General features: G+C 60.3%; 25 protein-coding genes. 10 read left to right on the forward strand and 15 right to left on the reverse strand.

The window, feature by feature from the left end; genetic code table 11:
• Positions 1 to 23 precede the first annotated feature (23 nt).
• The 4 genes from modC to AC30D9_RS18200 form a co-directional block, all read right to left on the reverse strand.
• Positions 24 to 1,103 (reverse strand): molybdenum ABC transporter ATP-binding protein, encoded by a 1,080-nt coding sequence (modC, locus tag AC30D9_RS18185; protein WP_490144519.1) that lies wholly within the window; start codon positions 1,101 to 1,103, stop codon positions 24 to 26.
• Between the two features lie 3 nt (positions 1,104 to 1,106).
• A complete protein-coding gene (gene modB, locus AC30D9_RS18190) occupies positions 1,107 to 1,787 on the reverse strand; it encodes a molybdate ABC transporter permease subunit (RefSeq protein ID WP_490144520.1) in 681 nt (226 codons plus the stop codon).
• The gene (gene modA / locus AC30D9_RS18195; RefSeq protein ID WP_490144521.1) at positions 1,788 to 2,540 is read right to left on the reverse strand and encodes a molybdate ABC transporter substrate-binding protein; all 753 of its coding nucleotides are present in this window, start codon (positions 2,538 to 2,540) and stop codon (positions 1,788 to 1,790) included.
• 356 nt (positions 2,541 to 2,896) lie between these two features.
• The gene (locus AC30D9_RS18200; RefSeq protein WP_307571092.1) at positions 2,897 to 3,970 is read right to left on the reverse strand and encodes an NAD(P)H-dependent flavin oxidoreductase; all 1,074 of its coding nucleotides are present in this window, start codon (positions 3,968 to 3,970) and stop codon (positions 2,897 to 2,899) included.
• 148 nt (positions 3,971 to 4,118) lie between these two features.
• Between AC30D9_RS18200 and AC30D9_RS18205 the strand changes: the two genes are divergently transcribed.
• On the forward strand, positions 4,119 to 4,607 hold the full coding sequence (locus AC30D9_RS18205) for a GyrI-like domain-containing protein (protein WP_134923860.1): 489 nt from the start codon (positions 4,119 to 4,121) through the stop codon (positions 4,605 to 4,607).
• Here AC30D9_RS18205 and ada read toward each other — a convergent pair.
• From ada to AC30D9_RS18230, 5 genes are all read right to left on the reverse strand, one after another.
• Complete coding sequence (ada, locus tag AC30D9_RS18210) at positions 4,571 to 5,644, reverse strand: bifunctional DNA-binding transcriptional regulator/O6-methylguanine-DNA methyltransferase Ada (protein WP_490144522.1); 1,074 nt, start codon at positions 5,642 to 5,644, stop codon at positions 4,571 to 4,573. The two genes, AC30D9_RS18205 and ada, sit on opposite strands and share 37 nt — an antisense overlap.
• Before the next feature lie 88 nt (positions 5,645 to 5,732).
• Positions 5,733 to 6,413, reverse strand: a complete 681-nt coding sequence (gene alkB, locus AC30D9_RS18215; RefSeq protein WP_490144523.1) for a DNA oxidative demethylase AlkB — start codon at positions 6,411 to 6,413, stop codon at positions 5,733 to 5,735.
• Positions 6,400 to 7,119 (reverse strand): 2OG-Fe(II) oxygenase, encoded by a 720-nt coding sequence (locus AC30D9_RS18220; RefSeq protein WP_490144524.1) that lies wholly within the window; start codon positions 7,117 to 7,119, stop codon positions 6,400 to 6,402. The genes alkB and AC30D9_RS18220 overlap by 14 nt, the downstream gene beginning before the upstream one ends.
• 263 nt (positions 7,120 to 7,382) lie before the next feature.
• On the reverse strand, positions 7,383 to 7,553 hold the full coding sequence (locus AC30D9_RS18225; RefSeq protein ID WP_167659312.1) for a hypothetical protein: 171 nt from the start codon (positions 7,551 to 7,553) through the stop codon (positions 7,383 to 7,385).
• Positions 7,554 to 7,581: 28 nt separating this feature from the next.
• Positions 7,582 to 7,884 carry a DUF1883 domain-containing protein gene (locus AC30D9_RS18230; protein WP_003182962.1) on the reverse strand — a complete coding sequence of 101 codons (303 nt, stop codon included), beginning with the start codon at positions 7,882 to 7,884 and terminating at the stop codon, positions 7,582 to 7,584.
• 202 nt (positions 7,885 to 8,086) lie between these two features.
• On the opposite strand from AC30D9_RS18230, the gene AC30D9_RS18235 reads away from it, so the two are divergent.
• Entirely contained in the window at positions 8,087 to 8,440 is a 354-nt protein-coding gene (locus AC30D9_RS18235) for a hypothetical protein (RefSeq protein ID WP_109755197.1), read from the forward strand.
• Between the two features lie 109 nt (positions 8,441 to 8,549).
• The gene (locus AC30D9_RS18240) at positions 8,550 to 8,780 is read left to right on the forward strand and encodes a hypothetical protein (protein WP_109755196.1); all 231 of its coding nucleotides are present in this window, start codon (positions 8,550 to 8,552) and stop codon (positions 8,778 to 8,780) included.
• A gap of 3 nt (positions 8,781 to 8,783) precedes the next feature.
• On the opposite strand, the gene AC30D9_RS18245 is transcribed toward AC30D9_RS18240, so the two are convergent.
• Complete coding sequence (locus tag AC30D9_RS18245; protein ID WP_134923863.1) at positions 8,784 to 9,065, reverse strand: hypothetical protein; 282 nt, start codon at positions 9,063 to 9,065, stop codon at positions 8,784 to 8,786.
• A 115-nt stretch (positions 9,066 to 9,180) separates the two neighbouring features.
• Positions 9,181 to 9,396 (reverse strand): hypothetical protein, encoded by a 216-nt coding sequence (locus tag AC30D9_RS18250; protein ID WP_134923864.1) that lies wholly within the window; start codon positions 9,394 to 9,396, stop codon positions 9,181 to 9,183.
• Positions 9,397 to 9,630: 234 nt separating this feature from the next.
• Here AC30D9_RS18250 and galU point away from each other — a divergent pair, with 234 nt between their 5' ends.
• The 4 genes from galU to ahpF all read left to right on the forward strand — a co-directional run bounded on the left by galU (position 9,631) and on the right by ahpF (position 14,573).
• Positions 9,631 to 10,470 (forward strand): UTP--glucose-1-phosphate uridylyltransferase GalU, encoded by an 840-nt coding sequence (galU, locus tag AC30D9_RS18255; RefSeq protein ID WP_003182953.1) that lies wholly within the window; start codon positions 9,631 to 9,633, stop codon positions 10,468 to 10,470.
• 320 nt (positions 10,471 to 10,790) lie between these two features.
• A complete protein-coding gene (gene gorA / locus AC30D9_RS18260; protein ID WP_490144525.1) occupies positions 10,791 to 12,149 on the forward strand; it encodes a glutathione-disulfide reductase in 1,359 nt (452 codons plus the stop codon).
• A gap of 173 nt (positions 12,150 to 12,322) precedes the next feature.
• Entirely contained in the window at positions 12,323 to 12,886 is a 564-nt protein-coding gene (ahpC, locus tag AC30D9_RS18265) for an alkyl hydroperoxide reductase subunit C (protein WP_134923866.1), read from the forward strand.
• A 124-nt stretch (positions 12,887 to 13,010) separates the two neighbouring features.
• A complete protein-coding gene (gene ahpF / locus AC30D9_RS18270) occupies positions 13,011 to 14,573 on the forward strand; it encodes an alkyl hydroperoxide reductase subunit F (RefSeq protein WP_490144526.1) in 1,563 nt (520 codons plus the stop codon).
• A gap of 233 nt (positions 14,574 to 14,806) precedes the next feature.
• Here ahpF and gloA read toward each other — a convergent pair whose 3' ends face one another.
• Complete coding sequence (gene gloA / locus AC30D9_RS18275; protein ID WP_134923867.1) at positions 14,807 to 15,328, reverse strand: lactoylglutathione lyase; 522 nt, start codon at positions 15,326 to 15,328, stop codon at positions 14,807 to 14,809.
• Between the two features lie 194 nt (positions 15,329 to 15,522).
• Here gloA and AC30D9_RS18280 point away from each other — a divergent pair, with 194 nt between their 5' ends.
• Complete coding sequence (locus AC30D9_RS18280; RefSeq protein WP_307571086.1) at positions 15,523 to 16,059, forward strand: DUF4946 domain-containing protein; 537 nt, start codon at positions 15,523 to 15,525, stop codon at positions 16,057 to 16,059.
• 106 nt (positions 16,060 to 16,165) lie between these two features.
• Here the strand turns inward: AC30D9_RS18280 and AC30D9_RS18285 are convergent, their stop codons facing one another.
• The 3 genes from AC30D9_RS18285 to AC30D9_RS18295 all read right to left on the reverse strand — a co-directional run bounded on the left by AC30D9_RS18285 (position 16,166) and on the right by AC30D9_RS18295 (position 19,397).
• On the reverse strand, positions 16,166 to 16,531 hold the full coding sequence (locus tag AC30D9_RS18285; protein WP_307571085.1) for a histone-like nucleoid-structuring protein, MvaT/MvaU family: 366 nt from the start codon (positions 16,529 to 16,531) through the stop codon (positions 16,166 to 16,168).
• Between the two features lie 223 nt (positions 16,532 to 16,754).
• The gene (locus tag AC30D9_RS18290; protein ID WP_490144527.1) at positions 16,755 to 18,299 is read right to left on the reverse strand and encodes an EAL domain-containing protein; all 1,545 of its coding nucleotides are present in this window, start codon (positions 18,297 to 18,299) and stop codon (positions 16,755 to 16,757) included.
• A gap of 234 nt (positions 18,300 to 18,533) precedes the next feature.
• Complete coding sequence (locus AC30D9_RS18295; RefSeq protein WP_307571083.1) at positions 18,534 to 19,397, reverse strand: LysR family transcriptional regulator; 864 nt, start codon at positions 19,395 to 19,397, stop codon at positions 18,534 to 18,536.
• A gap of 239 nt (positions 19,398 to 19,636) precedes the next feature.
• Here AC30D9_RS18295 and AC30D9_RS18300 point away from each other — a divergent pair, with 239 nt between their 5' ends.
• Positions 19,637 to 20,581, forward strand: a complete 945-nt coding sequence (locus AC30D9_RS18300) for a DMT family transporter (RefSeq protein ID WP_490144528.1) — start codon at positions 19,637 to 19,639, stop codon at positions 20,579 to 20,581.
• A 250-nt stretch (positions 20,582 to 20,831) separates the two neighbouring features.
• Positions 20,832 to 21,908: a 4-hydroxyphenylpyruvate dioxygenase gene (hppD, locus tag AC30D9_RS18305; protein ID WP_109755185.1), complete on the forward strand. Its 1,077-nt coding sequence runs from the start codon at positions 20,832 to 20,834 to the stop codon at positions 21,906 to 21,908.
• Positions 21,909 to 21,983: the final 75 nt, after the last annotated feature.

Below are 21,983 nucleotides of genomic sequence, written 5' to 3' on the forward strand. Positions count from 1 at the left end.
TGAGATCATTTGGCTACGGGGTCCTACGCCAACACCGCCACCGCCTTGATCTGCGCCCACAACACCTGCCCCGGATGCAGCTTCAACTGGTCGCGCGAATACCGGGTGATACGCGCCAACAGTGGCGTGCCGGCCGCTTCCAGGCGGATCAGCACATGAGCGGCGTTGTCGGCGGTTTGTTCGCTGACCACGGTGACTGGCAGGCGATTGAGGATGCTGGTCTGGGCATCGTTTGCCAGGCTCAGGCTGACGTCCCGGGCCTGGACCTTGAAACGCAGCGGTTGGCCGAGGGCCAGGGAGGTGTGGGCCACGCGTACGTTCAGTTGGCTGCCGGGCAGGTTCAGGGTCAGCAATTGATAAGTCGGGTCATAACCGCTGACCTTGCCCTCGATCACCACCCCGGCGTCATCCCCGAGGGCCAATGGCAGGTCGAGCCGGGCCAGGGTCTCGCCGATGGGGCCGCTGGCCTGAGCGCGGCCAGCATCGAGCAGCACGATGTGGTCGGCCAGGCGCGCCACTTCGTCCTGGGAATGGCTGACGTACAGCACCGGGATATCCAGCTCATCGTGGAGCCGTTGCAGATAAGGCAGGATTTCGTTTTTGCGCCGGCTATCGAGGGCCGCCAGCGGTTCATCCATCAGCAGCAGTCGTGGGCTGGTGAGCAAGGCGCGGGCGATGCCCACCCGCTGGCGTTCGCCACCGGACAGGTTGTGCGGCGGCCGATCGAGCAAGGGGCCGATGCCCAGCAAGTCAGTCGCCTGGTCCATATCCACCCGCCGTTGAGCCGGCGCAATGCGCTTGAGGCCGAACGCCAGGTTGGCTCGCACCGACAAATGGGCGAACAGGCTCGCCTCCTGGAACACATACCCCACCGGCCGTTTATGGGGCGGCACGAATACACCGTGTTCACTGTCCTGCCACACGTCGCCATTGACCTCGATGAAGCCATGGGGCGGTCGCTCCAGCCCGGCAATGCAGCGCAGGCAGGTGGTTTTGCCGGAACCGGAAGGCCCGTACAGTGCGGTCACGCCACGGCCTGGCAGTTGCACATCCAGGTCCAGGGCAAAAGCCCCGTGGTCGAGCTGCAAACGCACGTGAATCATCGATCAGCTCCAACCGGCACGGGTTCGGCGGCTGGAATACAGCGCCAGCAGCACCAGGAATGAAAACACCAGCATCGCCGCCGCCAGCCAGTGGGCCTGGGCATATTCCAGGGCTTCGACATGGTCGTAGATCTGTACCGACACCACCCGGGTTTTTTCCGGGATGTTGCCGCCGATCATCAACACCACGCCGAATTCGCCGACGGTGTGGGCAAAGCCGAGAATCGCCGCGGTGATAAAACCGGGGCGGGCCAGGGGCAGGATGACGCTGAAGAAGGTATCCCAAGGACTGGCCCGCAAGGTCGCGGCGACTTCCAGGGGACGACTGCCGATCGCGGCAAAGGCGTTCTGCAATGGCTGTACTACAAATGGCATGGAATAGATCACCGAGCCGATCACCAACCCGGTGAAGCTGAAGGTGAGGGTGCCCAACCCGAGGGCCTGGGTGAGCTGGCCGATCCAGCCGTTAGGCCCTAACGCCAGCAACAGGTAAAAGCCGATCACCGTGGGCGGCAACACCAACGGCAACGCCACCACCGCACCCACTGGCCCGCGCAGCCAGGAGCGGGTGCGCGACAGCCACAGGGCGATGGGCGTGCCGATGAGCAGCAGGATCACCGTGGTCAACGACGCCAGTTTCAGGGTCAGCCAGATCGCTGCGAAGTCGGCACTGGTCAGTGGCATTTAGCGTTGATAACCGTAGGCTTGGATGATAGCGGCGGCTTTAGGGCCCTTGAGGTAATCCACCAGTGCCAGGGCGGCCGGATTGTTACGGCCTTTGCCGAGGATCACCGCGTCCTGTTTGATCGGGTCATGCAGTTCGGCCGGGACGATCCAGGCCGAACCGCCCGTTACCTTGCCATCCTTGTACACCTGGGACAGAGCGACGAAGCCCAGTTCGGCATTCCCGGTGGAGACGAACTGATAGGCTTGGGTGATGTTCTGGCCTTCGACAATCTTGCTCTTGACCTGCGCGGTCAAGCCCAGCTTGTCCAGCACCTGGGTCGCGGCCAGGCCATAGGGCGCGGCTTTCGGGTTGGCGATGGACAGATGCTGGAAAGCGTTGCCCTTGAGTACCTGGCCCTGGTTGTCGACATAACCGTCCTTGGCCGACCACAGCGCCAGCGTGCCGACCGCGTAGGTGAAGCGCGAGCCCTTGACGGTGTCACCTTCGCTTTCGAGTCTGGCCGGGGTGCTGTCGTCGGCGGCGAGAAAGACCTCGAATGGCGCGCCGTTCTTGATCTGCGTGTAGAACTGTCCGGTCGCACCGTAGGCCGCCACCACTTTGTGTCCGGTGTCTTTTTCGAAATCGGCGGCGATGGCCTGTAGCGGGGCTGTGAAGTTGGCGGCGACCGCCACTTGCACCTCATCGGCCTGGACGGTGCCAACGGTAAACAGTGTGGTCAGCAGCAACGGCGCGAAGCGGGGGAAGGGCATGGGGACGGCTCCGTAGGGTCATATTCGCTATATACGGAAATATATAGCGAATGGCTGGTAAACGGAACGCGGCATTTTGTCGGGGATCAACAACAGGGAGACAGCCATCGCGAGCAGGCTCGCTCCCACATTGAATCTATGGCGAACATACCTTTTGCAGCCACACCAGAACCCCTGTGGGAGCGAGCCTGCTCGCGAAGACGGCGGTATGTTCAACATTTCAGTCGACGGACCCACCGCTTTCGCGAGCAAGCCCGCTCCCACAGGTCCAGTGGTGTGCCCAGATGTCGTGGTGGCCAGCAATCCCCTGTGGGAGCGAGCCTGCTCGCGATGGCGGCCTGATAGGCGATGATGAGTCAGGAACTGCCACGGCTGTTCAATCGGGCCAATGTCTCCTCGGCCAGCCGCCGGGTCAGCTCGGCGCTCGACAACTCGCGACCCAGGGGAAACGCCTGGCCGGCCCAGAGGTTGCTGAAGTCCGCCTCATCCTTGGCACGCAACGGCATCAATGCCCCGCCGGCCAGGGGAAAGGCCGGCGCCAGCGGGCTCATCGGGCCCACTTCGCGCATCACCCGGTTGACGATGCCTCGGGCCGGGCGGCCGGTGAACAGGTTGGTGACGGCGGTCTGGCTTTCCTTGGCTGTGCGCAGCGCCCGGTGATGGGACGCGCTGATCTTGGCCTCGGGGGTGAACAGGTAGGCGCTGCCCAGTTGCACCGCCGAGGCGCCAAGGGCGAACGCGGCGACGATTCCCCGGGCATCGCCGATGCCGCCGGTAGCGATCACCGGCACCTTCACCGCATCCACCACCTGCGGCAGCAAGGCGAACAGGCCGACCTGGGTGTTGAGGTCATCACTGAGAAACATCCCGCGATGGCCGCCGGCTTCATAGCCCATGGCGATGATCGCGTCGCAACCGTGCTGTTCCAGCCAGATGGCTTCCTCGACGGTGGTGGCCGACGAGAGGATTTTCGCGCCAGTGGCCTTCACTCGATCCAGCAAGGACTTTTCCGGCAAGCCGAAGTGGAAACTGACCACTTTCGGACGCATCTCCTCCAGCACGCGGCAGGCGGCATCATCGAAGGGGGTGCGGTTGGACACCGGCGTCGGTGCGTCGAAGTCCGCGCCCAGTTCCTGGTAGTACGGCTTGAGCCGTTGCTTCCAGGCCTCGGCCCGCTGTTCGTCGAAGGCCGGCGGCTGGTGACAGAAAAAATTCACATTGAATGGTTTGTCGGTCTGTTCACCGATGGTCGTCAGCGCTTGGCGCAGTTGCTCGACATCGAGCATTGCCGCCGGCATCGAACCCAGCCCGCCGGCATTGCAGGTGGCGACTACCATGGCCGGCCCCGTCACCCCGGCCAGCGGCCCCTGGATAATCGGCAGCTCGATTCCGAGCAGGTCAAGAATGCGCGTATCTGGCCACTGGCTCATGGGCGGGTCTCCGACGGCAGAAAGGAAACAGCGTTTTTAGCAGGTGTACCCCGGCCAGGGCCAGTCGAGTTTTTCAATGGCGCACCGTAGCTTGATCCCCACGGCGGGAGGGTTACCATGCGGCTTCATTCATCAAGGAGCCTGACTCATGGAAGTGAAACTCAAGACCGTCGAACCCTTCACCGTGGCCGGTCTGCAGGTGCGCACCCGCAACACCGATGAGCAGCAACCCGACACGGCCCGGATCGGTCCGATGTGGCAGCAGTTCTTCACCGAAGAGCTGTTCGACAAAATCCCGGCCCGGCGGTCGGAGTCATTCGTCTACGGGGTGTATTCCAATTATGAGTCCGATGCGACCGGCTACTTCGATGTGACCGCCGGCGTGCAGGTGGATGCGACGAGCGCAGGCTTCCCCGCCGTGGACATCGAAGGCGGGGATTACCTGATGTTTGCGGCCAAGGGGCCGATGCCCGATTGCGTGATCCAGACCTGGGGCCTGATCTGGGCGTACTTTGCGGATAACCCGCAGACACTGCGTCGTTTCACCACCGATTTCGAGGTCTACAGCGGCGACGAATCCGTGGCGATCTACATCGGCGTTCAGTCCGCGGACGAGCGTTCCAGCGCCAGCAACTGACGCTTGCGTTCCACGCCCCAGCGATAGCCCGACAAGTTGCCGTCGCTGCGCACCACCCGGTGGCAGGGGATCGCCACCGCCAGGCTGTTGGCACCGCAGGCCTGGGCCACGGCGCGCACGGCCTTGGGCATGCCGATGCGCTGGGCGATCTCGGCGTAGCTGGCGGTGCTGCCCGGTGGAATGTCCCGCAGGGCTTGCCAGACCCGCTCCTGGAACGCGGTGCCGCGCAGGTCCAGGGGCAGGTCCAGGCCCAGCGCCGGTGCTTCGATAAAGCCCACCACCTGGGCGATCAACTGCTCGAACGCGTGGTCGGCACCGATGAGGTTGGCCCGGCGGAACTTGTCTTGCAGGTCCCGCACCAGCGTGTCCGGGTCGTCCCCCAACAGGATCGCGCACACGCCACGCTCGCTTTGCGCCACCAGGATCGCCCCGAGGGAGCATTGGCCGACGGCGAAACGGATGTCAGTGTTCTGCCCCTTGGCGCGGTAGTCGGCGGGTTTCATGCCGAGGACTTTGTCGGCGGCTTCATAGAAGCGGCTGTTGGAATTGAAACCGGCGTCGTACAGCGCATCAGTGATCGTCCCACCATCGGCCAGGCGCTCGCGCACCTTGCGCGAACGGTGGGCGGCGGCATAGCCCTTGGGGGTCAGGCCGGTGACCGCCTTGAACACCCGATGAAAATGGAAAGGGCTCAAGCCGGCGCTTTCTGCCAGTTCATTCAGGCCTGGCAGTTCTTCGGCGGCTTCGATCTGCCGGCAGGCGGCCGCAACTCTAGCCGCTTGTTGGGCGGCGACCTGGGTCTGGTCCCTGGCCGCGCGCTTGCTGGGGCGATAACCGGCTGCCTGAGCCTGTTCCGGGGTGTCGAAGAACTCGACGTTACGCGGGTTGGGCAGCCGCGACAGGCTGCTGGGGTGGCAATAGATGCCGGTGGTTTTCACGCCATAGACGAATTGCCCGTCGGCGCGCGGATCCCGGGCGAGCACGGCGGCCCAGCGCGGATCCAGTTCAGGGGCGAGATTGTTCGAAGTGCTGTTCATGGTCGTTATGTCCATTGGCCCGTTTTGCCTACAATAACGAGCCATTCAGGGGGCGACACTCCGGGTCTTGCGGTTGAATTCTGCACCTTTATCCGGCGGTGCGGAACGTCAGGTTGATCCGTTGGCTGCCCAGGCGCGGGTGCTGTCCTTCCTTGAGCGGCAGCACGCCGTGGTAACGCAAACGGTCCACGCCGCCCCAGACCACGATGTCGCCATGGAACAACGGGATGCGCATACTCTTGTCGCTGCGCTCGAAGCCGCCGAACTGGAACACCGCCGGCAAGCCCAGGGACATCGAGACGATAGGGGCGGCGAGGGAGCGTTCGTTCTTGTCCTGATGCAGCGACATCCGTGCACCGGGCACATAGCGGTTGATCAGGCAACTGTCGGGCTCGAAATGCTCGAACCGGGCCTGCCGGGCGGCGGCCTGGGCCAGTTCGCGAAACACCGCCGGCATCTCGGGCCAGGGTTGGCCGGTCTGTGGGTCATGGGCGGTGTAGCGATAGCCGCTGCGGTCGGTGGTCCAGCCCAGCGCGCCGCAACTGCTCAAGGCCACCGACATGGTAAAGCCACCGGGCGTGACCATCTGCCGGAACGGCGCGGCCTGCAAGACCGTTTCCAGGGCCGGCAGCAAACGGTCGAGCCAGGCCAAGGCGAAACCGCGCAGCACGAAGGATTGTTGGCCGATTTGTTCGACCTGGCCGGACGTGGTGGGCGCCTGGTCGGCGAACAGGTCCAATGTGAGTGGTGTGTCGTTATTGCGCATCATAAAAAATGATTCCCAAGGTCTGCCGCCTGCCGCTGTGTACGCAGCTGACGCCATGGCGCATGTTCACCCGATAATAACCGCGAACGCCTTTGACCGGCCGCTGATGCACGGCAAATACCACGGCGTCGCCTTGTTTCAGATCGATGACCTGCGGCCGCGATTGCATGCGCGGGCGTTGCTCGGTCAGCACGAACTCACCGCCGCTGAAGTCCCGGCCCGGTTCCGACAACAGGATCGCGACTTGTAGTGGGAACACCTGTTCACCGTACAAATCCTGGTGCAGGCAGTTGTAATCCTGCGGGCCATATTGCAGCAGCAACGGCGTCGGGCGCTGTTGGCCGGCGGCATGGCAGCGCTGGATAAAGTCGGCGTGCTCGTCGGGGTATCGCACCTCAAGGCCCATGTATTCGTTCCAGCGGTTCGCCAGCGGAACCAGCTGCGGATACAAGGATTGACGCAATTGCTGGACGAGGTCGGGCAGCGGATAGCGAAAATACTGATACTCGCCGCGCCCGAATCCGTGACGGGCCATGATCACCCGGGAACGGAAAAGTCCGGTATCGGCGTACAAATCACCGAGCAGCCGGCATTGCGCTGGCGGCAGCAGGTTGCGAATGATTGCACAGCCGTCCTGATCGAGGCTCTGTTCCAGGGCGGGCCAGTCAAGGTTGGCGAGGTGTTGGGGCAGGGAAGACGTAGGGGGCACGATAGCAATCCTTGGTGGAAGGACTGTTCAGTCTGCGTAGTGCTGCGTTGCCGGGCACTCCGATTCTTGCGGTGCGCCATTCCCTGTGGCGAGGGGATTTATCCCCGCTGGGCTGCGAAGCGGCCCCGAACCCAGCGGCGCAGTGTGTCAGGTTGGTTACATTCAGCCTTTTTGGGGCTGCTGCGCAGCCCAGCGGGGATAAATCCCCTCGCCACAAAAAACATACCCGACCAGGTGCTACAACAATCAATCGGGGTGAGCCGTTACAGCGCTTTGCTGACACTGACTTCGCTGATCACGTCGGCGGTTTCGCCATGCAGCTTTTGCAACGCTGCCTTGGCTTCTTCCTCGGTGCCGTTTTCCAGTTGCGCGAACTCGAAACGGCGTTCGCCGTTGAGCTTGTACTTGATGACGTATTTGGTCGTGTGGGTCACGGTCTTGCCTTTCTTGAAAGGGCGATGCTCAGCTCAGTTTCGAGCTGGAACGCCGGATGATTTTGATCTTGTGGGTCAGGGTCGGCTTGCGTGTGACGCTGATGGCCCGGCGGTTCACGGTGTCGATGGTGATGTTCCAGAAACCGGTGCTAGGGGCAGTGATCCTGGCCGGGAAGGTATCGAACGCGCCGCCATGATAAGTGTGCCGGCCGCCGTTCTTGAAACTGCGGAAGTTGGCGTCGTTCATCAAACGGATGTTGCACATTTGGGAGCATTCGATGACGACGATGTCGTCTTCGTTCAGGTGCTCGCGCTGGTGAATGAATTTCATGGGGCGCCTCCAGAGGGCTTTTTCTACCAAATCAAAACGATAGCAAGGGCAATGATGCGCAGTTTATCAGCCCCGAGTGTTAATATCCGGCCCGCGCTCCAGGCTTTGTTCATTTATCGCAGGAAGCGGGATAAAAAAAGCGGTGCGGCACCGGAGAAAAACGGCGTCTGCACTGTCGGAGGGTCTTTATTGGAGGAATCATATGAAGCGCAGCGTGTGGGTGTTGGCATTGGCCATGAGTGGATGTGCATCGGTATCGGACATCAACCAGACGCCGCCCACCATGAGCGTCATTTCCGGAAAGAAACCCCACGAATATGCCAAGTGTGTTTCCGACAAGCTGGCCAGCAGCCGTGGTCCATTGCAAGTGGAACCGCACAAGAACGGTGGTGTGCGGCTGATCGTCCCGGGCAAACTGTCGACTCTGCCGGCTGCGGTGTTCGACATTGACGAGCGCTCCAGTGGCAGCAGCATCAAGCTGCACGAAAGCATGTCCAACGTACCGGTACGTCCGGGCGACGTGCAGGATGCGGCCAACGCCTGCATTTCCGGCTGATCGCAGGCGGCGCCTGACGAGCGGGCCGGGCATCGGATAAACTGCTGCCCTCGACAAAAAATGCCGCCACGGTCAACGTTGGCGGCATTGTCATTTATGGAGTCAGACGATGAAGCGCGAGCAGGTGCGTGAGCGCCATGCAGAAGGTCTTATATCTGCCACCCATGTGATCCAGAACCCGGCAAGCCCGGGTGAATGGATCGTGTTCTTCAAGAAAAGCGCCGGGCGCAGTTTTTTCCTGGTGGATGAGCAGGATGAAGTCGAATCCTTCAGCAGCCTCGACGAACTGATCGAGACCATACGCGGCCTGGGCATCAAGTTCGCCGAGATCCACATGTAGTTCTTACTTGCATACCACCACGACACTGCGGCTGGTGTAGTTGCCGACGTCGACACCCAGGGTCTTTTCGCTTTCCTTGGCCTGCGGTGTGCCATCGGTGCCGACGATGCGGTAGCCGGTGCCGGCACAGGAGGCATCGGCTTTCTCGTAACAGGTGGCCCAGTCATTGGCCTCGCCGGAGCAGTCGATGGTCAGTCCCTGCTCGCCATTGTTCAGGTAGGTTTTTTCGGCAGAGGCACAGCCCGCCAAGGCCAGGACGGCAAACAGCGCCAGAAGTGTTTTCATGGAATCGTCATCAAGAAGGGAGGGGCAGGCGCGAGAGTATAGCGAATGGCCATTCCGGTACAGATAAACAAAGCCCCGTTCAATGCCGTGCGTCATTTACTTGGGGTTTGTCTGTTTACTTCTTGCGGCGGGGGCTGCGTGCCGGGGCTGTGTCACGTTCCTTGGCCGCCGGGGCGGAGCGTTCGTCCTGGAATACCGCCGCCACTTCTACCGCCATCGTTTTGCTGGGCAGAGGGCCGGCGACCTGCTCGCCATGGTAGTTGATAATCCACCATTGGCCGTCCTTGTCCTGGCTGACCGAATAACCGTTTGCGTTTCTTGTTGCCGACATCTAGCTGCCTCATTGGCGTGATCAAGGGCGCCATGATACGTCAAATGCTCGCAAACAGCGCTCACTGGCGTACAGTGGGTCGGCTGCCGCCATCGAAACGAAAGGCGATTGAACTATCCGTCGTTTTTTATTTCTCTATGATGGCATCGGTTGGCCAGTGCGGGCATTGTAAGGTGCCCCTCGTCTGATTAGACTGCGCCGAAACTCGTACACACCGCCTTTTCAAGGACTTATATGATCAAGAAATGCTTGTTCCCAGCAGCCGGTTACGGTACTCGCTTCCTGCCAGCGACTAAAGCCATGCCCAAAGAAATGCTGCCGGTGGTGAACAAGCCACTGATCCAGTACGGCGTCGAAGAAGCCCTCGATGCGGGCCTGACTGAAATCTCCATCGTGACTGGTCGTGGCAAGCGCGCGCTGGAAGACCATTTCGACATCAGCTACGAGCTGGAAAACCAGATCAAGGGCACCGACAAGGAAAAATACCTGGTCGGCATCCGCAAACTGCTGGATGAGTGCTCGTTCTCGTACACCCGCCAGACCGAAATGAAAGGCCTGGGCCACGCGATCCTGACCGGTCGCCCGCTGATCGGTGACGAACCGTTCGCCGTGGTCCTGGCGGACGACCTGTGCGTCAACCTCGAAGGCGACGGCGTGCTGACCCAGATGGTCAAGCTGTACAAGCAGTTCCGCTGCTCCATCGTGGCGATCCAGGAAGTCGATCCGCAGGAAACCAACAAGTACGGTGTGATTGCCGGCGAAATGATCCGCGACGACATCTACCGCGTCCACAGCATGGTCGAAAAACCAAAACCTGAAGACGCGCCGTCGAACCTGGCGATCATCGGTCGCTACATCCTGACCCCGGACATCTTCGACCTGATCGAACAGACCGAGCCAGGCAAGGGTGGCGAGATCCAGATCACCGACGCCCTGATGAAGCAGGCCCAGAACGGCTGCGTCATGGCCTACAAGTTCAAGGGCAAGCGTTTCGACTGCGGTGGCGCCGAAGGCTACATCGACGCGACCAACTTCTGCTTCGAGAACTTCTACAAGACCGGCAAGGCTTACTGATAGCCTGCGCCGCGCCTTGAAAAAACGCCCCGACTGGTTCGGGGCTTTTTTTTTCGGGGAAAAGTCTCGCGCAAATCATCAATCACACATGCCAACCCCCTGTGGGAGCGGGCTTGCTCGCGAAGAGGGCGGCACAGCCAACATTGATGTCGCTTGGCACACTGCATTCGCGAGCAAGCCCGCTCCCACAGGTTTTGGGCTTGGCCGATCGACATGAGCCAATCCAACTGGCTTTTTCATTTTCCGCCCCCATAACCATCGCAACGCTGCCTCAGGTGAAAACAGCAGGTATGCTGATGACCTGCCGAAGGAGATAGAAAATGGCCTACGATTTTGACTTGTATGTGATTGGCGCCGGTTCCGGTGGTGTACGGGCGGCGCGGTTTGCCGCCGGTTTCGGGGCCAAGGTGGCCGTGGCGGAAAGCCGCTACCTGGGTGGCACCTGCGTCAACGTGGGCTGCGTGCCGAAAAAACTGCTGGTCTACGGCGCGCATTACGCCGAGGACTTCGAGCAGGCGTCGGCCTATGGCTGGACGGCAGGGGAGGCGAGTTTCGACTGGGCCACGCTGATCGCCAACAAGGATCGGGAGATCAATCGCCTCAACGGCATCTACCGCAACCTGCTGGTCAACAGTGGCGTGGTGCTGCACGAAGGTCACGCCAGGATCACCGGGCCCCATGAGGTCGAGATCAATGGCCAGCGCTACACCGCCAAGCACCTCATGATCGCTACCGGCGGCTGGCCGGTGATCCCGGACATTCCGGGGCGCGAGCATGCCATCAGCTCCAACGAGGCATTTTTCCTCAAGGAACTGCCCAAGCGCATCATCGTGGTGGGCGGTGGTTATATCGCGGTGGAATTCGCCGGGATTTTCCACGGCATGGGCGCGCAGACCTCGCTGCTCTATCGCGGTGAGCTGTTCTTGCGCGGCTTTGACGGTGCGGTGCGCAAGCACCTGGCGGAAGAACTGACCCGGCGTGGCCTGGATCTGCAGTTCAACGCCGACATCAAGTCCATCGAAAAACTCGACGATGGCAGCCTCAGGGTCGAGCTCAAGGATGGCAAGACGCTGATCACCGATTGTGTGTTCTATGCCACCGGCCGGCGACCGATGCTCGACAATCTTGGCCTGGAGAACACCGCAGTCACGCTGGATAAGAAAGGCTTTGTCCAGGTCAACGAAAAATACGAGACCACTGAACCGTCGATCCTGGCCATTGGCGACGTGATCGGTCGTGTCCAGCTCACCCCCGTTGCCCTGGCCGAAGGCATGGCGGTGGCGCGACGTCTGTTCAAGCCTGAGCAGTATCGCCTGGTGGATTACCGGATGATTCCCACCGCCGTGTTCAGCCTGCCGAACATTGGCACGGTGGGTCTGACTCAGGAGCAGGCCGAGGAGGAAGGCTATACGGTAGAGATTTTCGAAAGCCGCTTCCGGCCGATGAAGCTGAGCTTGACCGACTGCCAGGAGCGCACCCTGATGAAACTGGTGGTGGATGCCAAGACCGACAAGGTGTTGGGCTGCCACATGGTCGGGCCGGATGCCGGGGAAATCGTCCAGGGACTGGCCATTGCCCTCAAGGCGGGTGCCACCAAGCGCGATTTCGACGAGACCATTGGCGTGCATCCGACCGCCGCCGAAGAATTCGTGACGATGCGTACCCCCGTGGCCTCCTGATCCCCACTGAACCTATGGCGAGCGAGTCTGCTCGCCATATTAAGTTTTCTTCTATCTACTTAGCTGCTGATAGCCAAAACCAATCATTTGCATGAGGTTTGCCAATGAGCCAGCCTGGGGATGAGTGGTTAAGATCCTCTCCATCAACTTTCAACCCTGACGGAGAAACATCGATGCCTATCATCAACAGCCAAGTTAAACCGTTCAACGCTACCGCTTTCAAAAACGGCGAATTCGTCGAAGTATCCGACGCCAACCTGAAAGGCAAGTGGTCGGTCGTGTTCTTCTACCCGGCTGACTTCACCTTCGTTTGCCCAACCGAGCTGGAAGACCTGGCCGACAACTACGCCGAATTCCAGAAACTGGGCGTCGAGATCTACAGCGTCTCCACCGACACCCACTTTGCCCACGCTGCCTGGCACAACACTTCGCCAGCCATCGGCAAGATCCAGTACACCATGATCGGCGACCCGACCCACGTCATCTCCCGCAACTTCGACGTGCTGATCGAAGAAGCCGGCCTGGCTGACCGCGGTACCTTCGTGATCAACCCGCAAGGCCAGATCAAGATCGTTGAAATCAACGATGGCGGCGTAGGCCGTGACGCTTCCGAGCTGCTGCGCAAGATCAAGGCCGCTCAATACGTTGCCGCTCACCCGGGCGAAGTCTGCCCAGCCAAGTGGAAAGAAGGCGAGGCCACCCTGGCTCCGTCCCTGGACCTGGTCGGCAAGATCTAAGCCGGTGAGTCATCCGAGGGCGATTCGCTCTTAATCAAGTAAGCCGCTTCGCCCCAAAAAACGCCCGGGCGAGATTCGCTCGGGCGTTGTTTTTTCTGAAATTCAAAAAATGGAAATCGCCCGTATGTTGGACGCCAATCTTAAAGCTCAGTTGAAGTCATACCTGGAACGGGTCACCCAGCCGATCGAGATCGTCGCCTCCCTCGACGACGGTGCGAAATCCCAGGAAATGCTCGCGTTACTCAAAGACGTTGCCAGTCTTTCCCACCAGATTACCTTGCTCGACAACGGCACCGATGCGCGCAAGCCTTCGTTCTCGTTGAATCGCCCGGGAGCCGATATCAGCCTGCGTTTTGCCGGCATTCCCATGGGCCACGAATTCACTTCGCTGGTGTTGGCCTTGCTGCAAGTCGGCGGCCACCCTTCGAAGGCCAGTGTCGAAGTCATCGAACAGATTCGCTCCCTCAAGGGCGAGTTCAACTTCGAGACCTATTTCTCGCTGTCGTGCCAGAACTGCCCGGACGTGGTCCAGGCGCTGAACCTGATGGCGGTGCTGAACCCGAACATTCGCCACGTCGCTATCGACGGTGCGCTGTTCCAGGCCGAAGTCGATGAACGCCAGATCATGGCCGTTCCAAGCATTTACCTGAACGGGGTGAACTTCGGCCAGGGCCGCATGGGCCTGGAAGAAATTCTCGCCAAGATCGACACCAGCGGTATCGAACGCCAGGCCGAGAAGATCAGTGCCAAGGACGCCTTTGATGTACTGGTGGTCGGCGGTGGCCCGGCCGGTGCTTCGGCGGCGATCTACGCCGCTCGTAAAGGCATCCGCACTGGCGTGGCGGCCGAACGTTTCGGCGGCCAGGTGCTCGACACCATGGCCATCGAGAACTTCATCTCGGTCCAGGAAACCGAAGGGCCGAAACTGGCCGTCGCCCTGGAAGAACACGTCAAGCAGTACGACGTGGACATCATGAACCTGCAACGCGCCGACGCCCTGGTGCCGGGCAAGGACGGCGGGCTGCATGAAATCAAGTTCGCCAGTGGTGCGAACCTCAAGGCCAAGACCGTGATCCTGGCGACCGGTGCCCGCTGGCGCGAAATGAACGTACCGGGCGAACAGCAGTATCGCAACAAGGGCGTGGCGTACTGCCCGCACTGCGACGGTCCGCTGTTCAAAGGCAAGCGCGTGGCGGTGATTGGCGGCGGTAACTCCGGCGTCGAAGCGGCCATCGACCTGGCCGGTATCGTGGCCCATGTCACCCTGCTGGAGTTCGATGTGCAACTGCGTGCCGACGCGGTGTTGCAGCGTAAACTGCACAGCCTGGCGAACGTGACCGTGATTACCAACGCCCAGACCACCGAAGTGACGGGGGATGGCCAGAAGGTCAACGGCTTGCGCTACAAGGACCGCCCAAGCGGTGAAGTGCTGGACGTGGCGCTGGAAGGGATCTTCGTACAGATCGGCCTGTTGCCCAACACCGATTGGCTCAAAGGCACCGTCGAGCTGTCGCCGCGTGGCGAGATCATCGTTGATGCCCGGGGTGAAACTTCGATCCCTGGTGTGTTCGCCGCCGGTGACGTGACCACCGGGCCGTACAAGCAGATTGTGATTGCGGTGGGCGAGGGGGCCAAGGCTTCGCTAAGCGCCTTTGACCACCTGATCCGTACCTCCGCGCCGGCATAAGCTGGCAATAGCGGAAAAAACAAAACCCCATGGGCCAGTGGCTCGTGGGGTTTTTTATTGGCTATTTCATGCACTCACCACTAACCAATGTGGGAGCGAGCCTGCTCGCGATAGCGGTGGATCAGCCTGCATCAATGCTGAATGTGCCGCCGTCATCGCGAGCAGGCTCGCTCCCACATTTGACCGCGTCGAACGGGAGCAGCCAGGTCCCACAGAATGGGCGGTGATGGAGCTTACAGCGGCGCAGGCTGGATGATTTCGACCCAGTAGCCATCCGGGTCCTTGATGAAGGCCAGGCTCTTCATGCGGCCATCGTTCAGGCGCTTCTGGAAATCGCAACCCAGTGCTTCGAAGCGCTCGCAGGCTGCGACGATGTCCGGTACAGAGATGCAGATGTGGCCGAAGCCGCGTGGGTCGCTGTTGCCATTATGGTAGGCGAACGCCGGATCGCTTTCGGTGCCATGGTTGTGGGTCAGTTCGAGGATGCCAGGGATCGATTTCATCCACTCGGTACGCGCCGCCGCGTCCGCTGGAATCTGGCTCTTGTCCACCAAAGCCAGGAAATACAAGCTGAATTCGGCCTCCGGGAAGTCGCGTTTCTCCACCAGCGAGAAACCCAGCACGCGGGTGTAGAAATCCAGCGACTTGGTAATGTCCTTGACTCGCAGCATGGTGTGGTTGAAGACGAATTTGGCCGTGGCGGTGTCGGGTTGGGCAGTCACGCCCGGGAAAGTATTGAGTTCGTGCAGGCTCATGGGCCCTCCGGAAAATAAGTGGGGCAAACGGCGCCGCAACCTTGCTGCGGCGGTTCCTGGGCTTGCGTCAAACAGCGTCCTTGCAGGTGCGCCCATGATACGCAAGGGGCGCGGCATCGCCAAACCGCGTGTGGCTCTTGCCTGGTCCTGCCTCGGGCTTCAGACTTGACGATTCGTCCCTGGGTGCCAACGCAATGATTCGACCGTTCCCTTCGCTGTTTGTCCTGCTGTTTGCCTGTGTTGCGAGTGTTGGTGGTGTCCAGGCGGCCGAACCGCAGGTCGCTTGGCCCCAGGGTTGGGTTGTCGAGCCGCTGCCCGCCGATGTATCGGCCTCTACGGCGCCGGCCCCCCAGCGACAACGTGCAACCAAGAGCGATTCGGCAGGCAATGCCGTGATGGTCATGGAACTGACCACGACCACTGTCGAGCCCGATCACCAGGTCAACTTGCAAGGCGTATTGCTGGAAATGCGCAAATCAATCCAGAAGGATTTTTTCCAGGGTGGTTACCAGAGTGTATGCACTAAGATCCATGCTTCCATGTTGGGCGGCGTAACTGCATTGGAAACCACTTGTACGATCACACAAAACGGGCGACATGTATTGTCTCAGACCCTCGTCGCAGCACTAAATGAGGGCAAGGCCTATGTGCTGTCCTATGCAGGGCAGGCGCAGGTGTTTGTTGAAAGCCAGGATGAAATACAGTCGGTGCGAAACAGTTTGAAACTATAACGCCGTCAGCGTAATACACCCGGGATTTAATCCAGAAGTTTAGCCCATAAAAAAGCCCTGAGTGTATTCAGGGCTTTTTTGCAGGGAGGCTGTCAGCCACGCACTGTCAACTACGCAACCAGGAATCGACGGTAGCTGCACCGTACTGTTCTTTCCAGGCTTTCAGGCCGCGGTGGTTGCCGCCTTTGGTCTCGATCAACTCGCCGGTGTGCGGGTTCTGGTAAACCTTTACCACTCGCGCACGGCGGGTCTTGGTGGGTTTGGTCGATTGCAGGCTGGCCTTGGACGGGTTCGGGTCGAGGATCGCGACGATGTCGCGCAGGCTCTTGCCGTAGGTTTTCATCAGTCCCTGGAGCTTTTCCTCGAATTCGATTTCCTTCTTGAGCCCGGCATCGTTCTTCAGCGACTCCAGCTGCTTGAGCTGTTCTTGAAGGGCCTTTTCGGCTGCACGAAATTCAGCGAGTCTGGACAAAATCGTTACTCCAATCAAAATATTTGGCTGATATCAACCGCAAACAAAGCTATAAGCTAAGCGCCTTGAAGCGACTCAGTGTTAATGACTCTCCTGCTATCTGGCACAGGTAGAAAAAATTGTAGTAGTTAATCCGGAAAGTGTAAATCGTAACTTTTTCGTTATGTAACAACAGCAAACGTTTTTACCAGTTGGCGCATCGTCGTCAATAGATCGGCGGCGGTTAACTGCCATTAATGCCGGCCAACGTCTCAATGAACGCCTGCCCGCTAATCGGTCGACCAAATAGGTAACCCTGTAGAAAGTTCACCCCATGGGCGCTCAGGTAGTCGCTTTGTTCGACGGTTTCGACACCCTCGGCAACCATGTCCAGGCCCAGTTTGCCCGACAGTTCGATAATGCTGTCAAGAAGGTGCCGTGACAGGGTATCGGCACCGATCATCGCGACAAAACTCTGGTCGATCTTCAAGAAGTCCACATTGAACTGGCGCAAGTACGCCAGGCTGGAATGACCCGTGCCGAAGTCGTCGAGGGCGATCTTGACGCCCAGTTCCCGCAGTTGGCCAAACAGTTGTTGGGTAACGGGCGTAGGTTCGATCAGCTCGCGCTCGGTCAACTCCAGTACCAGGGTAATCGTACCTGGTGCGAAGGCACCGAGAAATTCGCGACAATCGTCCACCAGTGCCAAGTCCTGGCAGTGACGGGCGGTGATGTTGATGCCGACATGAAACGGCGCTTCGAGTCGAGGTGCCAACGGCACCAGCAGGTGCATGGTTTGCTGCATCAGCGCCCGGGTCATCGCTACGATCAGGCCGCTGTGTTCGGCGAATGGAATGAACAGGTCCGGGCGAACCAGGCCTTCCTTGGGGTGGTTCCAGCGCATCAGTACTTCGACGCCGGCCCAGCGTTTGCTATCGCTGTGCACGACCGGTTGCAGATACGGAACGAACTCACCGGCTCCCAGTGCCCGTTGCAGTTCACGACTGGGGGATGAAGTGCGTTTTTGCAGCCAGTGTCCGAGTGCTCCGGCGATAACACCGAAGAAGATAAGCAGGCTGAACAGCGGTGGATATTCCCGGGCCATGTAGCGCCAGACTTCTCCCTCGTCAAAGCCGGCTTCGACATTGAAGGGGTAGCGCGATGAAGCGAGGTCGCTCTGAGCGACTGGCAAAGCGGGCAACGGGGTTTGTTGGACCTTGCCGTCCGCGGCCAGCCAGCTCGGTCCGACCTGGAGCAGCAGTCGGGTCTGGCCGCCAATCAGCTGCAGGGCATTGGCCAGGTAGTAACCATCGAGGGTGGCCAAAACCCCTTGCTGGTCCTTGTTGAGCCGGTAGATCAACAAAGCGGTGTTGGGCGTGACCGGGTTGCCGTTCATGAGCCACAACGTGCCCTGGTAGTAGTCGTTTGGATTGACCTTTTCCGCGAAGGCACCGAACAAGGAACTGCAATACAGGGTGTTGTCTTGCACCAGGTTGGTCGAACGGACAAAGGGGCGACGTGTCACTTGTTCGCGCAACGCCAGCTTGACCGCTTCGCAAGGCTGGCCGGCCAGGGGCAGCAACTCACGGGCCGCCAACGCGGTATTGTCGAGCATCGACTCGACCTGTCGGACCAGCTCTCCGGCAGTCTGCCGGGTTTGTTGCGCCAGCGTCCGTTCGGCCTGCATGTACAAAATGGCCAGCCCTGACAGTATTGGCACCAGGCCGCAAAGCAGGGTGACCAGATAGCGACGGGGCCGGGTGTGCGAGCGGGTGGCGGTCAAGGGCATCGGCACAACCTGGGAAAAGGGGATGAAGGGGGAAACGTTGGATGCCGACCATGATAGATGGCCTGTCGGTTACTTGCTGACAGCAGTGTGACTGTGGGAGCGAGGTCTGTGGGAGCAAGGCTTGCCCGCGATGAACGATCATGCGGTCCACTTGGAGAACCGAGGTGCCTTCATCGCGAGCAAGCTTTGCTCCCACAGGTTCAATGCCAAGCTCCCACAGGTTCAGTGCTGGGCTCATGGCTGTCGGGCCAGTTCGATGAACGCCAGGGTGGCGGGCGAGGCCTGGCGGCTGTCCAAAACCGCCAGGCCAATCTGGCGCGGCACCGGCGGTGACAATGGCCGCGCGACGAAGCCCGGGCTTTCGATGTCCGGCAACGAACCTTCGGAAACCACGCTCACCGCTTCTCCACGCCTGACGACATCCAGGGTGCTGAGCAGTTGCGAGCAACGAAAACGCACATTCGGCGTCAGCCGGGCGGCATTGAACAGGCGAGTGACCAACTCCGACGATCCGGCCTCGGTGAGCACGAAGGGGTCGTTGCACAGGTCCTTGAGGCTCAGGCTGGCCTGGGTGGCGAGGGGGTGTGAAGTGGACAGCAGGGCGACCATCTGATCTTCCATCAGCATGAACGTATCGAAACGATCCTCGGGCAGCACCACGAAGCCGACGTCGATCCGCCGTTCGTCCAGCCACTGGATGATCTGCCTGTCAGGCCCCTCATCGATGTGCACTTCGATCCCTGGGTGCAGGTCTCGATAGCGCCGCAGGATACCGGGCAACAGTTTCATCGATGAAGTTGGCCCGAACGAGCCGATGCGCAAGGTGCCCCGGCGCATGCCCCGGGCATCGGCGGCTTCCTGGCGCAAAGTGTTGGCCAGCCCGAGCATGGCCCGGGCCCGCAGCAGCAACTGCTGGCCAATGTCGCTGAGCTCCACCGCCGACTGATGACGCCTGAGCAATTCCACCCCCAACTCTTGTTCCAGGGATTTGATGGCATGAGAGACCGCTGACTGGCCGATGCCCAGGCGCGTCGCCGCCGCGGTGAAACCACGGAGCTCGGCGACCAGGGAGAAGATTTCGAGTTGGGTGAGGGTCATGAGGAATTGCTCATTTTACGATGATCAAGCATGAGCCCAATACTGACGTATCTGACCTGAATCAGGAAGCAGCATCGCCCTGTTGTGTGGGGGCTGTGGGAGCAAAGCTTGCTCGCGATGAACGATGACTCGGTTTGCCTGCTGAATCGCGCCGCCTCCATCGCGAGCAAGCTTTGCTCCCACAATCAATCCCTTCACCACAGCTTGTGTCGTTCTCATTAGCGTGCCGTGGTGAAACCATGAAAACCCTCGAACAAAGCATCCCGACCCCGTCGAACCTGCCGGTCTACCTGAAGCTCGCCATGGTCACCATGATCTGGGGCGGGACCTTCGTGGCCGGCCGGATCCTTTCCGATGCCTTGGCGCCGATGTTTGCCGCCAGCCTGCGTTTCCTGCTGGCCAGTATCGCGCTGTTGTCGTTCCTCGCCCTAGCCGGGATCCCGCTGGTCAGGCCCAGTGTGAAGCAGGGATTGCAATTGGCCGCCCTGGGGTTCTTCGGGATCTTTTTCTATAACCTGTGCTTCTTCTATGGCTTGCAGTACATCAATGCGTCGCGGGCCTCGCTGATCGTGGCCCTGAACCCGGCGGTGATCGGGCTGGCGTCCTGGTGGCTGTTCAAGGAGCGGCTGAGCTCCTTGAAAGTGCTGGGCATCGCGCTGTGCATCGGTGGAGCGGGACTGGTGATCGTCAGTCGTGATCCGGCCTTGTTGCAAGGCGCAGTACAGGGCTGGATCGGTGATCTGCTGATTTTTGGCTGCGTGCTGGGCTGGGGCATCTATTCGCTGTTTTCCAGGAACCTGAATGAAAGCCTCGGCCCCTTGCAGACCGTGACCTGGTCGATTCTGCTGGGCACGTTGATGTTGTGGCTGGCCTGCGCAACGGCGGGGGAGATCCGCCTCGAAGCCTTGCGTGCGCTGGACATGGAGCAATGGCTGAGCCTGTTGTACCTCGGCGTGCTGGGTTCGGCCCTGGCTTATATCGCCTGGTACGACGGTATTCGCCGTATCGGTGCGACCCGGTCCGGTGTATTCATCGCGCTCAACCCGCTGACGGCGGTGTTGCTGGGGGCGCTGCTGCTCGACGAACGGCTCACGGCCTTGATGTGTGTCGGCGGGGGCGTGATCCTGATGGGCATTTTCCTGTGCAACAAACCCCTTGCGTGGTCGAAGAAAAAGGCGATTTGATACAGAAGGCGGACAAACCTGGTTACGCTGTGTAGAATCGGGTTACGCATATAAGAATAACGTCTTCTGGCAGCAGAAGCCTCGCCCGCAAGAGCCTTGGGTCGACAATGAAGATACTTGGGTTTCAACTGATCTATGGCGATTTCCTCGCCCGCAGCGTTCGTGGCATTTCCTGCGCGCCGCCCCGTGTCCCCTGCATCGCCTGCAACTAACTTTTTCTGTTAATTGACCAGCATGATGAGGCGCCGACATGGCAGATCTATACGAAAACCCCATGGGCCTGATGGGCTTCGAATTCATTGAATTCGCATCCCCCACACCCAACACCCTGGAGCCGATCTTCGAGATCATGGGCTTCACCAAAGTGGCCACGCACCGTTCCAAGGACGTGCACCTGTATCGCCAGGGCGCGATCAACCTGATCCTCAACAACGAGCCCCACAGCGTGGCGTCGTACTTCGCGGCCGAGCACGGCCCATCGGTGTGCGGCATGGCGTTCCGGGTCAAGGATTCGCAACAGGCCTACAAGCGCGCCCTGGAACTCGGCGCCCAGCCGATCCACATCGAGACCGGCCCGATGGAGCTGAACCTGCCGGCCATCAAGGGCATTGGCGGCGCGCCTCTGTACCTGATCGACCGTTTTGGCGAAGGCAGCTCGATCTATGACATCGACTTCGTCTTCCTCGAGGGCGTTGACCGCAACCCGGTGGGCGCGGGCCTGAAAATCATCGACCACCTGACCCACAACGTCTATCGCGGGCGCATGGCCTACTGGGCCGGCTTCTACGAGAAACTGTTCAACTTCCGCGAGATCCGCTACTTCGACATCAAGGGCGAATATACCGGCCTGACCTCCAAGGCCATGACCGCCCCGGATGGCATGATCCGCATCCCGTTGAACGAAGAATCGTCCAAGGGTGCCGGGCAGATCGAAGAGTTCCTGATGCAGTTCAACGGCGAAGGCATCCAGCACGTGGCCTTCCTCACCGATGACCTGATCAAGACCTGGGACAAGCTGAAAAGCATCGGCATGCGCTTCATGACCGCGCCGCCGGACACCTACTACGAAATGCTCGAAGGCCGCCTGCCTAACCACGGAGAGCCCGTGGCGGAACTGCAATCGCGGGGCATTCTGCTGGATGGTGCTTCCGAGCAGGGCGACAAGCGCCTGCTGCTGCAGATCTTCTCGGAAACCCTGATGGGGCCGGTGTTCTTCGAATTCATCCAGCGCAAGGGCGACGATGGTTTCGGCGAGGGCAACTTCAAGGCGCTGTTCGAGTCCATCGAGCGTGACCAGGTCCGTCGTGGTGTGCTGGCGACCGAGTAAAGCCTGATCCATGAAAAAGCCCGCCTGACGTCATCGCCGGGCGGGCTTTTTTGTTGCCATACGCAGATCAAAATG

It is taken from the genome of Pseudomonas sp. DF11, from assembly GCF_058148565.1.